Source organism: Nonomuraea basaltis, assembly GCF_005893125.1.
In the GTDB taxonomy this organism is placed as follows: domain Bacteria; phylum Actinomycetota; class Actinomycetes; order Streptosporangiales; family Streptosporangiaceae; genus Nonomuraea; species Nonomuraea basaltis.
In genome coordinates this window covers 1-11389 of record NZ_VCJS01000317.1, presented here as the reverse complement: position 1 = coordinate 11389, position 11389 = coordinate 1, and the positions used below count along the sequence as shown (strand labels likewise).

The 11389-nt window shown below is 71.6% G+C and carries 9 protein-coding genes and 2 pseudogenes; 6 read left to right on the top strand and 5 right to left on the bottom strand.

The features are described from left to right. Window positions 1–125: 125 nt before the first annotated feature. From EJK15_RS75790 to EJK15_RS63020, 3 genes and pseudogenes are all read right to left on the bottom strand, one after another. A pseudogene (locus EJK15_RS75790) lies at window positions 126–284 on the bottom strand (AAA family ATPase); the annotation flags it as partial. Window positions 285–302: 18 nt separating this feature from the next. Then, window positions 303–770, bottom strand: coding sequence for a DUF1003 domain-containing protein (locus EJK15_RS63025; protein WP_138719876.1), 468 nt, complete (start codon window positions 768–770; stop codon window positions 303–305). 53 nt (window positions 771–823) lie between these two features. Then, on the bottom strand, window positions 824–2170 hold the full coding sequence (locus EJK15_RS63020) for a sensor histidine kinase (RefSeq protein ID WP_206062074.1): 1347 nt from the start codon (window positions 2168–2170) through the stop codon (window positions 824–826). Between the two features lie 129 nt (window positions 2171–2299). Here EJK15_RS63020 and EJK15_RS63015 point away from each other — a divergent pair, with 129 nt between their 5' ends. The 4 genes from EJK15_RS63015 (at window position 2300) to EJK15_RS63000 (ending at window position 6977) form a co-directional block, all read left to right on the top strand. Further along, window positions 2300–3148 (top strand): S1C family serine protease, encoded by an 849-nt coding sequence (locus tag EJK15_RS63015; RefSeq protein ID WP_138719875.1) that lies wholly within the window; start codon window positions 2300–2302, stop codon window positions 3146–3148. A gap of 19 nt (window positions 3149–3167) precedes the next feature. Then, window positions 3168–3842, top strand: coding sequence for a response regulator transcription factor (locus tag EJK15_RS63010; protein WP_138719874.1), 675 nt, complete (start codon window positions 3168–3170; stop codon window positions 3840–3842). A 599-nt stretch (window positions 3843–4441) separates the two neighbouring features. Next, window positions 4442–6070 carry a hypothetical protein gene (locus tag EJK15_RS63005; RefSeq protein WP_138719873.1) on the top strand — a complete coding sequence of 543 codons (1629 nt, stop codon included), beginning with the start codon at window positions 4442–4444 and terminating at the stop codon, window positions 6068–6070. Between the two features lie 16 nt (window positions 6071–6086). Continuing rightward, window positions 6087–6977 (top strand): hypothetical protein, encoded by an 891-nt coding sequence (locus tag EJK15_RS63000; RefSeq protein ID WP_138719872.1) that lies wholly within the window; start codon window positions 6087–6089, stop codon window positions 6975–6977. A gap of 64 nt (window positions 6978–7041) precedes the next feature. Here the strand turns inward: EJK15_RS63000 and EJK15_RS62995 are convergent, their stop codons facing one another. After that, entirely contained in the window at window positions 7042–8532 is a 1491-nt protein-coding gene (locus tag EJK15_RS62995; RefSeq protein ID WP_171075303.1) for a M48 family metallopeptidase, read from the bottom strand. Window positions 8533–8613: 81 nt separating this feature from the next. On the opposite strand from EJK15_RS62995, the gene EJK15_RS62990 reads away from it, so the two are divergent. Further along, complete coding sequence (locus tag EJK15_RS62990) at window positions 8614–9834, top strand: deoxyguanosinetriphosphate triphosphohydrolase (RefSeq protein WP_138719870.1); 1221 nt, start codon at window positions 8614–8616, stop codon at window positions 9832–9834. A gap of 77 nt (window positions 9835–9911) precedes the next feature. After that, window positions 9912–11075 carry an NAD(P)/FAD-dependent oxidoreductase gene (locus EJK15_RS62985; protein WP_171075302.1) on the top strand — a complete coding sequence of 388 codons (1164 nt, stop codon included), beginning with the start codon at window positions 9912–9914 and terminating at the stop codon, window positions 11073–11075. Here the strand turns inward: EJK15_RS62985 and EJK15_RS62980 are convergent. Next, window positions 11047–11389, bottom strand: a pseudogene (locus EJK15_RS62980) (M23 family peptidase); the annotation flags it as partial. The gene EJK15_RS62985 and the pseudogene EJK15_RS62980 overlap by 29 nt on opposite strands.

Here is an 11389-nt window from a genome sequence, read left to right as displayed (position 1 = left end):
GAAGAGGGCGGCGACGAGGGCGGGGCCACCCTCGTGCCGCTCCTGGGGCAGCAGGGCGGCCTTGCCCCGGGAGTGCACGGCCAGGATGCGCGTCCGGTCCGCCAGCGTCGGCAGCGGCACCTGCCGCGCACCCGCGAGGCGCCCAGCCCGACGAACATCTCCACGAACCCGCTGCCGGTGACCGCGTAGAACGGCACCCGCGCCTCGCCGGCCACCGCGCGGGCCAGGAGCGTCTTGCCGGTCCCCGGAGGGCCCATCAGCAACACGCCGCGGGGGCCGCGCGCGGCCCCCGCCCGCTCCAGTCATCGAGCCGGTTGTCCCGCGTCGGGGAGCCGGGTCTTCACCAGCGCCTCGACGCGGGCGAGCTGGGAAGACAGGTCGGCGACCTCGGAGCGGAGTGCGGCGATGGACACCGCGGCGCCCTGGTTGGTCTGGTAGTCGTGCAGTGCCAGCTCGGCGGCGACCTGGTCGCTGCGCCTGGCCGCGACGAGCAGGACGGACGCCTGCAGCCCGGCCAGGCACGACAGCACCAGGTTCAGCAGGATGAACGGGTACGGGTCGAAGCCGTGCCGGCCGTTGCCGATGATCCAGGCGGCGAGCAGGCCCAGGAAGATCAAGATGAACGGCCACGACCCCATGACGAGCCTGGTGCGATCGGCAGCGCGTTCGCCCAGGGTGAGCTGCGGGCCGGTGCGGACTCCCGGGTGCCGTGCCCAGCGGTTGTGCCGAGGCCGGCCGAGGATCGTGAACGGGTGGTGATCGGTCTGCATGGGTTCGATCCTGCCGCCACGCAGATGAAAGCACGATGAGAGCACACGGGGCGTTACGTCAGGGGCAGGCGGGCCGTGACCACGGCGCCGCCGAGCGGCTCGCCGTTGCGCGCGGACACGATGCCGCCGTGCGCGATGACCACCGCCCGCACGATCGACAGCCCCAGCCCCGCCCCCGGGGCGGCGCCGCTGCGGGCGTCGTCCCCCCTGGTGAAGCGGGCGAACGCGGCGTCGAGCAGCCCCGGAGGGAAGCCGGGCCCGTCGTCGGCGACCTCCACGGCGGCCGTGTCCCGGTCGTGCGTGACGCGGATCCGTACGGTGGCCGCGCCGGCCGCCGCGCTGTTGCGCGCCAGGTTCGCGAGCACCTGCCGGAGCCGCTCGGGGTCGGCGTTCACCACGACGGGGTCGCCGGACGCCTCGATGCGCAGGCCGAGCGCGGGACCGAGCCGCCGGGCCTCCGCGGCGGCCAGGTCGAGCAGGTCCACGGCCTCGGTGCGGACCACGAGCGCGCCCGTCCGGGCCCGCGCCAGCAGCAGCAGGTCGTCGGCCAGCCGGGACAGCCGGTCCGCCTCGCCGAGCGCCGCGCGCAGCGACTGCTCGACCTCGCGGTCGTCACCGATGGCGTCGAGCGCCAGCTCCAGCTCGCCGCGCAGCACCGCGAGCGGGGTGCGCAGCTCGTGGCTGGCGTCGTCCACGAACGCCCGCTCCCGCTCGGCCGCCACGCCGAGCCTGGCCAGCATGTCGTTCAGGGTACGGGCGAGCCGGGCGATCTCGTCGTCCCCGGGCACCGCGGGCAGGCGGCTGTCGCTCTCCAGCGACGAGATGATCGCGGCCTGCCGGGTCAGGGCGTCGACGGGCCGCAGCGCGGTGCGCACGACCGCCCACGCGCCCGCGGCCAGCGCGCCCACCAGCAGCGGCGCCGCGACGAAGAGCACGATCGCCAGCCGGTCCCTGGCGGCGTGGACGGGCTCGGCCGAGACCGCGACCGAGAGCACGCTTCCTCCGGAGGCGACGCGCTGGGACAGGAGCCGGACCGGGATCGGGCCGCCATCCTCCCCGACGGGCAACGTGCGCGTGGTCAACACCGTGTCCTCGACCTCGCTGACCTGCTCGGAGGTGAGCAGCCACCGGCCCTGCAGCGCGGTCGAGCCGGCGAACACCTCGCCGTCGGGGCCGTACAGCTGGGCCATCGGGTCGTCGGCCAGGGCGGCGGTGTCGCCGACCTGTAGCGCGGCGGCCAGGTCACCGGCACGGGCGGTGAGGCCGGCGTCGATGGCGGCCCAGAGCTGGCGGTCGAGGGCGGCGTACAGGAGGGTGAGGCAGATGGCGAGCGCGCCGACGGCGCCTGCCGCGGTGACGAGGGTCACTCGGGCGCGCATCGAGCCAGGTAGCAGCCGCACCCGTCCAGCCTGGCACAAGTCGCGGCGCAGGCCACGATCCGCCGTACCGGCCGGCTCTCATCGTTCTCTCATCCGTGAGCTCGCAATCTAAGGACCGCGAACAACGGATCGCTTCCTGAGGAGCCCACCATGACCGTCCCCACCTACGAGCAACGCCCGTCGCACGACTACCCGGCCCCGCGCGTCCCCGCCCACCGGACGCGGCGGACCGGGCGGCGGGTGCTGGCCGCCTCCGTCGCCTCCGTCGCCTTCGTCGCCGTCGTGGCGGCCGCGGGAGCCGGGGGCTACCTGGGCGGCCGCGACATCGCCCAGGCGAGCGTCCCGGCCGCCTCCGCCGCCGTCCCCGCGACCTCCGCGGGCGCCGTGAACGCCCCCGCCATCCTCGCCAAGATCGAGCCGTCGATCGTCACGGTACGCACCCGCTTGGTCGGGGTGAACGCGCTCATGGAGCCCGTCGCCGAGCAGGGCACCGGCACCGGGTTCGTGATCGGCGCCGACGGGCTCATCGCCACGAACAACCACGTCGTCGAGGGCGCGCAGACCATCACCGTGACGCTGCGGAGCGGGCGGACGCTGACCGCGAAGGTGCTGCGCAGCGACCCGGCGGCCGACCTCGCCGTGCTGCGGGTCGACGCCACGAACCTGCCCGTCGCCACCCTCGGGGACTCGTCGACCCTGCGCGTCGGCGACCCGGTGATCGCGATCGGCAACGCGCTGGCCCTGCCGGGCGGCCCGACGGTGACCGAGGGCATCGTCTCGGCGCTCGACCGTACCGTGCAGACCGACGCCGGCGCCCGCCTCAAGCATGTGATCCAGACGGACGCGGCGATCAACCCGGGCAACAGCGGCGGCCCGCTCGTGGACGCCTCCGGCCGTATCGTGGGCATCAACACGGCGGCGGCCGGCGACGCACAGAACATCGGTTTCTCCATCGCCATCAACGGCGCCCGGACCACCATCGACGACCTGCTCCGCTGATGAGCTTTAGGGTGGAATCATGAGGGTGCTCGTCGTCGAGGACGACCCCGGCATGTCGCGCATGCTGATCCGCGGGTTGCGGCGGGAGGGCTACGCCGTCGACCCCGCGGGCAACGGCGAGGACGCGCTGTGGAGCGTCATGGAGAACGACTACGACGCCGTCGTGCTCGACGCGATGATCCCCGCGCCCGACGGGTTCGAGGTGTGCCGGCGGATGCGCGCGGAGGGCCGCTGGGCCCCGGTGCTCATGCTCACCGCGCGCAACGCCGTGACCGACCGCGTACGCGGCCTCGACTCGGGCGCCGACGACTACCTCACCAAGCCCTTCGCGCTGTCGGAGCTGTTCGCCCGGCTGCGGGCGCTGACCCGGCGTGACCCGCACGAGCGTCCTGCCGTGCTCCAGGTGGGCGATCTCGCTCTGGATCCGGTCGGCCACGTGGTGCGGCGCGGCGAGACGCCGATCACGCTGTCGCCCAAGGAGTTCGCGCTGCTGCACGAGTTCATGCGGCGGCCCGGCGAGGTGCTCAGCCGTACCCATCTGATCGAGCACGTGTGGGACTTCGCCTACGACGGCGCATCGAACGTGGTCGACGTGTACGTGCGCTACCTGCGCGACAAGGTGGACCGGCCCTTCGGCCGCGACAGCATCCAGACCATCCGCGGCGCCGGCTACCGCCTCGACCCGGCCTCCTGATCCTTCGGCGATCCCACCGCCTCTCCGGCCGTGCGCCCTCCGCCACGTCTGGAGGAGATGCTCGACGGGCACGACATCACCGACTCGTCGTCTTTACCGTGCGCAGAGTGATACCTACGATGACGCCACGGGAACTTGACGGCATCGCACGGCGAGGGGCTCGCGATGGCACAACCCGGATCTTTCCGCGGCGTCCTCCGTCTGACCGTCCTGCTGCTGCTCTTGCCCCTGATGTTCATCGCTCCGGAGCCCCGTTCGAAGGAGGCCGGGTTCGGCCCCAGGCCACTGCCCGCCGCGAACGACCTGTCCGTGTCCTGGAGCGCGCGGATCAGCGGCGTCTACAATCCCAGCAGGCCCGATGAAGTTCCGCACGCGGTCATCGGGACGACCGTTCTCGCGCCAGGTGAGAGCACTCAGGAGATCGTCCAGTACGACCTGGCGACCGGCAGGCCGCTTCGCCGGTACAGGACCCTGCCGAACCACCTGGCGAGGCACATCCATGGGCAGCGCGATGTCGCGCTGGTGCTTTACACGCCCTACAACCCGGCGGCGTACCAGTGGCTCCTGGCCGCTCACGACATCGGCAGCGGACGCGTGAATTGGACGCGCGGCTTCGTCACCTGGCCCGCCGTCACGGTGGCCGGCGAGACCGCGCTCGTCGCAACTCCGGCACGCGATATCTCACCAGCGGTGTCGATGCACGCCGTGGCACCGTCCTGTGGGAGAAGGAGATCGACACTTGCGGGGGCGGAGTCCGGGCGTCGGCGGACCGCGTCTATGTCCTGCAGTGTCCGTCGAACCACATCTACCTCTCCCGGATCGACCCGCGTACAGGAGCCGTCACCAGGACCGGCTGGCGAGCCACCGTCGACGACGCCAGGGAGTCGACCCGATGGGCGGACATGGCGGCCGACGGCGACTTGGTCGCGGTGGCCAACCAGAACAAGGTCTTCCTGCTGTCCGAGGACGGCGTCACGCTCGAGACCCGGGCGGCCGACACCAGCGGCGCACAATACGACGAGCCGACGGTGTGGCTGTCCGCCCGGGACCACCAGGCCCTGTTCGGCTACACGATCGGCGGCGCCACAGTGCTGGAGTCGATACCGCGGCGAACGGCGGCGCCCAGGTGGCGCGTCACCGAGCGGGGCCTGGATCTCCCGGTCGAGGCAGGGCCCGCGGAGATCTTCGCGCCGGTCCGCATGGACCATCCAAGGATCATGTACCTGTCGCGGACGCTGAAGATGATCTCAGCGGAGACCGGCCGCATGGCCACCATCACTCACGAGTACGGGGCGACCGTTCTCCACGCGACGGGACAAGGCACCTTCTACACCGCCTACCGCGACTTTGCGCAGGTGCATCTCGTGCTGCTCCGGCCGTCCGTCCGGCCGCCGGCAGCGCCCCATCCCAGGATTCCCAGCGCCTGCGCGTTCGGCCCGGGCCGAACGTACGTCACCACCGTGTACCACGGGGGGCGAAGCGTGAGATGGGACGGCAGGAGCCACGAGCCCGCCTGCGAGTACTCCGGCCGGGACGGGGTCATCCACGTGAACCTGCACGGGGTAGGACGAACGCTGGACGCATCCGCGCGCGTCGCCGAGATCCTCACCCTGCGGAACAGTTCCTTCTTCTACGAGGAAGGCACGGTCCTGAGGCCGGGTGTGTACTTGTTCCGGTTCGGCCGCCAGGCTCACAGCGTAGTCCGGGTCGGCCGGGCGGTCGTCGAACTAGAGGCGAGCCTCGCGGACGAAAGGGGCACCTTACCCGTAGACAGGCGGCTGATGAGGGACCTGACCACTCTGGCCTTCGCCGTCGCCGAGCGGCTTGCGGACACCGGTTTCCAGGACCCGGGCGAGCCCCTGTGGAGGATCCAGCGGGACGAGATCGCCAGGCGGTCCCATGTCCCCGGCAGCTCCTTCACACGGGCAGGGAGGCTGCACGCCCAGATAGCGTGGCAAGGGACCAGAGCGCAGGTGTTCTTCTTCAACGGTCGCGAGTTCGCCGGCCGTGCCACCGCGCCGCCGGGCCACGGCTACCTGCCCGGTGTCACCCTACGGGCCGATCCGCCCGAGACGATCGTCGTGACGGCTCGCGAATATCGATTCGGAGACGAGAAGTGCTGCCCGAGCGGTCCCTTCTTCATCCGCCACTACACACTGCGTTCGGGGAAGCTGGTCGTCAGAGCCCACGGCACCCCCTGGAAGCCGGCCCGCACCACGCCCCCATAGTGAGGAGCGGCCCACGATGGGCAGATCCCGGAAGCGCCGCAGAACTTCGCCTACGCCACCGAAGCGCGACGGCCAACCGCGCGGGCTTCGCTCCTGGTGGAAACGGCATCGGGGGATCATCCACACGACGTGGATCGGCCCGCTGGTTGCCGGCGCGGTCGCCAGCGGGATCGCCGGCCTGGCCCTGCTGCCCCTGGAGGAGAAGGACGCCGACGCCCCGACCGGCCCATCGGACAGCGCCTCCCCCACCCTGATGACCTCGCCCGTCTCCGCGACGCCACAGAACGACCCGAAGGTCCCGTTCGATTGGGTGGTTGAAGAGGTCCACGCGTGCGATCAGGGGTGGTGGTTCCCCCAGAGGCCAGACCGGCTGGACGTCCCGCCTCCCGCCGACCTGGTGACGAGGGCGGACTGGGCGGCGGGGCAGGGCGCGCTGCCCGTCTCGCCGTCCACCGTCGAGGTCGTCCTGCGGGGGAAGACGTCCGAGGCGGTCGTCCTGCGCTCCCTGTACGTGGAGGTCGTGCGCAGGGATCAGCCACCTACCGGCACCGCCCTGTACGCCGCAAGCTGCGGTGCCGGACCCCTTCCCGCGCGGCTCGGAAGGGTGGACCTCGACGCCAGGCTGCCGAAGGTGTCAGCCTTCTCCAAGGCCGACGAAACCGACCGGAAGACGGACAAGAAACCGCTCGTCTTCCCCTACGAGATCAGCAATACCGAGCCGGAAGTCTTCCATATCACCGCGGACACCCGTACGTGCGACTGCACCTGGATACTGAAGCTGTCATGGGCGGCGGGGAAGGACAGGGGCACGGTGGAGCTGACGGCCTCTCGCCCGATCCGCACGGTCGCGGAGGCCCGGCTCACCTCATGTGAGTCCTCCTACGGCGAGCCTCTGGCCTGCGCTTGATCATAGGTATGCGCACCCGCCGCGGTCCCGGGGGTTTCATCGCCAATGAGAGACCGTTCACACCCTAGTGCGCGGCGAGCTCCTGGACCGGTACGTAGTCGTGGCGCATGCCGTGATCGCCCAGCCAGCGCCGCAGCCCCGCCACGGCCTCCGGGTTCGCCGCCACCTGGGCCGCGTACTCCGACAGCGCCACCTCCTCCCCGTCGTCGAACAGCAGCCGCGCCGGCCCCGACCACGACAGCGTCCACCTGGCCTCGCCGAGCTGGATCAGCACCGCCTCCAGCGCCTGCCCCAGCACCCCGGCCAGCAGCGTCTCCGACGGGCTCCAGCCCAGCTCGCGCAGCCGCTCCTCCAGCTCGGCCTGCCGCCCCCGCGCGATCGCCTCGAACGCCGCGTCCAGGTACGGCCGCGCCGCCCCCATCACCCGCTGCCCGGCCACCGCCAGGTCGTGCAGGGCGTCGGCGTTGCGGCCGGCGTACATGCCGTGCGCCACCAGCTCCTCCCACGACACCGGCCGCAGCCCGGTCAGCGCCTCCGGCGTCCACATGGACTGCTCGACCGCCTGCACCGCCACGTTCGCGTCGTGCAGCAGCGTCAGCGCGGAGCGCGGGTCGGGCACGTGCTGCGGCTCCGCCAGGTTCTCGATCGCGCCCAGGCGCTCGGCCAGGCTCGGGTGGGAGTCGTACGGGGAGACCTCCTCCGGCTCCTCGCCCAGCTTGGCGATCTGGGCCTGCCGCTCGGGGTCGCTCATCAGCGCGTGGAAACCCCCGAACACCGACGAGGGTCTGGCGCCGCCCGCGCCCGTCAGGGACAGGTAGTTGCTGACGTACAGGTCCCAGCCCAGCACGGTGGCGTGGATCTTGCGCAAGGCGCCCGCCATCGCCTGCCGGCCGCCGATCGCGACCGCGAACTCGTCGGCCTCCAGCTCCTGCCTGCGCGACACGGCCTGCGAGATGCGCAGGTAGAGCTTGGCGTACCAGGTGAACAGGCGCTGGACGAACGGGTGGTTGCCCAGCCCGTGCACGGTCGCGATGAGCGAGACCCGGCCCCGGTAGACCGGCGCGCCCAGGCGGGTGTGGGCGCCGCTGTAGTGGCCCAGCTCGTGCCCGAGCACCGCGCGCATCTCGTCCACCGTGAGCGTCTGCAGCAGTGGCAGGCCGATGAACATCCGCCGCCGCGTCGCCTTCAGCCCGAGCCAGCGCGTATCCTCCGACACAGCCGCGTTCACCTCCGCGACCAGCCGGATCTCGTCCGGCGGCGCGGTACGTACGCGCTGCGCCAGGTCCTCGACCGTCCGCCACAGCACGGGCTCGTGCTCACGCCCCACGGGCACGCCCGGCTGGTCGCCGCCCCGGCGGCGGCTCACCATGATCAGGGCCCGCACGAGCGCGCCCGCCGTCAGGGTGAGCACGATCGCGAACTTGACGGCGCTGGCGTGGAAGTCGACGAGCAGCAGGACGTCGAGGAAGATCGCGGCCACCAGGAAGAGGCCGACCAACACGTAGAAGCCGGCGAGCAGGGTGAAGGCCAGCACTGCTCGGAACGCTGTCGTCATGGGGGAGGGCTCCCAGGGAAGGGGGTTCTCGCGAGGGTTGACACTAGCGGAGACGGGAAACTGGATAAAATCGCTGAACCGATGCCGTACTACGATGAGCATGACCAGGAGCGTTGGGTTCCGGAACCACCCGGCAATCCGGAGCGCTCCGCGTTCGAACGCGACCGCGCCCGCGTGCTGCACAGCTCCGCGCTGCGCAGGCTGGCCGCGAAAACGCAGGTCGTGGGCCCTGGCGAGACGCTCGGCGGCGGCCAGCACATCCCGCGCACCAGGCTCACGCACTCGCTCGAATGCGCCCAGGTCGGCCGCGAGATGGGCGCCACGCTCGGCGTCGACCCCGACCTGGTGGAGACCGCCTGCCTGGCGCACGACCTGGGGCATCCGCCGTTCGGCCACAACGGCGAGGTGGCGCTCAACGCGCTGGCGGCCTCGTGCGGCGGCTTCGAGGGGAACGCGCAGAGCCTGCGCCTGCTCACCAGGCTCGAGGCCAAGGTGCTCACCGAGGACGGCCGCAGCGCCGGGCTCAACCTGACGCGGGCGGTGCTGGACGCGTCCATCAAGTATCCGTGGACCTGCGACAAGTCTCCGAAATTCGGCGTATATGACGATGACCTGCCGGTGTTCAAGTGGATCAGGGAGGGCGCCCCGGACGGACGGGTCAGCTTCGAGGCCCAGATCATGGACTGGGCCGACGACGTCGCCTACTCCGTCCACGACCTCGAGGACGCCCTGCACTCCGGCCACGTCACCCCCGAGGCCCTCCAGTCGCCCGTCGAACGCCGCCAGGTGTGCCAGATCACCCGCACCTGGTACGCCCCCGGCGCCGACCTCAATGAGCTCGAGGAGGTCTTCGCCAAGCTGATCGCCGACAAGCTCTGGCCGCGCCGCTTCGAGGCCACCCTCGCCGACCTGGCCGGCCTCAAGGCCCTCACCAGCGGCCTCATCGGCCGCTTCTGCCGCTCCGCGCAGACCGCCACCAAGGAGGTGTACGGCTCCCGCCACCGCGCCGACCTCGTCGTCCCCCACGCCACCCGGCTGGAATGCGCGCTCCTCAAGGGCGTCACGGCCCACTACGTGATGACCACCAAGGACCACAACGCCAACCAGGCCAGGCAGCGCGACCTCATCACCGAGCTGGCCTCCATGATCACACTCGGCGCCCCCGGCACGCTCGAGCCCGCCTTCCGGCCCGCGTACCTGGCGGCCTCCGACGACGCCGGACGCGTCCGCGTCGTCATCGACCAGCTCGCCTCGCTCACCGACACCTCGGCCGTCGCCTGGCACCGCAGGCTCTCCCGATGACCAAAGGTTTGCCAATGAGCCTGGTCGCCTGACACAACCCGCTTTCCCGATGCCCGCGGCGGGCGGATACTGCGCCCATGGCCACATATGTGATCGTCGGTGCCGGACTGGCCGGGGCCAAGGCCGCGCAGACACTGCGCGAGGAGGGCTTCGACGGCGAGCTGGTGCTGATCGGTGCGGAGACCGAACGGCCCTACGAGAGACCGCCCCTGTCCAAGGAGTATCTCCAGGGCAAGAGCGAACGCGAGAAGATCTTCGTCCACGCCCCCGAGTGGTACGCGGACAACGGCGTGGATCTACGGCTCGGCATGCGGGTCACCCGCATCGAGCTCGATCACCACCTGGTCAGGCTCGGCAACGGGTCGCGCCAGCCGTACGACAAACTGCTCATCGCGACCGGCGCCACGCCCCGGCGCCTGCCCGGACCCGCTCACTACCTGCGCACGGTCGAGGACAGCGAGGCGCTCAAGGAACGCTTCGCGCAGGCCGGCAGCGTGCTCGTCGTCGGCGCGTCCTGGATCGGCCTGGAGACCGCCGCGGCGGCCCGCGCGGCAGGGTGCGCGGTCACCGTCGTCGAGCCCGAGCCCACCGCGCTGAACCGGGCACTCGGCCCCGAACTGGGCGCCGTCTTCGCCCACCTGCACGCCCGCAACGGCGTCGACCTGCGCTTCGGCACCGCCGCCGCGGAGATCACCGACACCGGCGTGCGGCTCAGCTCCGGCGAGCGGCTCTCGGCCGACCTCGTCGTGGTCGGCATCGGCGCCGCCCCCGACGTCGGCCTCGCCCGCGACGCCGGCCTCGACGTCGGGCAGGGCATCCTGACCGACGCCGCCCTGCGCACCTCGCACCCCGACGTGTTCGCGGCAGGCGACGTCGCCGAGTCCCTCCACCCCCTGTACGGCCGCCGCCTGCGCGTCGAGCACTGGGCCAACGCCCTGCACGGCGGCCCGGCCGCCGCCCGCTCCATGCTCGGCCAGGAGGTCGTCCACGACCCGATCCCGTACTTCTACACCGACCAGTACGACCTCGGCATGGAGTTCTCCGGCGACATCGAGGGCCACGACGAGATCGTCTACCGCGGCGACGTCGACAGCCTGGAGTTCATCGCCTACTGGCTGCGCGGCGGCCGGGTGATCGCCGGCATGAACGTCAACACCTGGGACGTCGTCGACGAGATCCAGCAGCTCATCAGGTCAGGCGTCACCGTCAACCCTAAGGAGTTGTCGACGGGCCAATCGTGACCACTCCCAGTTCGCCGTCGCCGCCGGTCTGAGGCTCGCGGCTCTGAGGCTCGGGGCGGGCGGTCTTCGTCGGCTCCGGCGCCTTCTTCGACGAGCACAGGATGGCGCAGCGCGGCGTCTCGCCGAGCTTGCCGCGCAGCGCCAGCGTCTCCTCGCGGGGCGAGAGCGTGCGGTTGCCCGACTGCCAGGCGTCCAGGTAGTCCCACGGCTTGACCATGCCCCTGCGTACCCACCAGAAGGCCGGGCCGGTCTTCCACGAGATCGCGAAGTACAGGTTCGGCCCGGTTTCGCGGGCGTTGCCCGACTTGCCCACC

Excerpts from the sequence above, each read along its gene's own strand:
- EJK15_RS63000 (WP_138719872.1), top strand. The coding sequence starts at position 6,087 with ATGGGCAGATCCCGGAAGCGCCGCAGAACTTCGCCTACGCCACCGAAG.
- EJK15_RS62985 (WP_171075302.1), top strand. The coding sequence starts at position 9,912 with ATGGCCACATATGTGATCGTCGGTGCCGGACTGGCCGGGGCCAAGGCC.
- EJK15_RS62990 (WP_138719870.1), top strand. The coding sequence starts at position 8,614 with ATGCCGTACTACGATGAGCATGACCAGGAGCGTTGGGTTCCGGAACCA.
- EJK15_RS63025 (WP_138719876.1), bottom strand. The coding sequence starts at position 770 with ATGCAGACCGATCACCACCCGTTCACGATCCTCGGCCGGCCTCGGCAC.
- EJK15_RS63010 (WP_138719874.1), top strand. The coding sequence starts at position 3,168 with ATGAGGGTGCTCGTCGTCGAGGACGACCCCGGCATGTCGCGCATGCTG.
- EJK15_RS62995 (WP_171075303.1), bottom strand. The coding sequence starts at position 8,532 with ATGACGACAGCGTTCCGAGCAGTGCTGGCCTTCACCCTGCTCGCCGGC.
- EJK15_RS63015 (WP_138719875.1), top strand. The coding sequence starts at position 2,300 with ATGACCGTCCCCACCTACGAGCAACGCCCGTCGCACGACTACCCGGCC.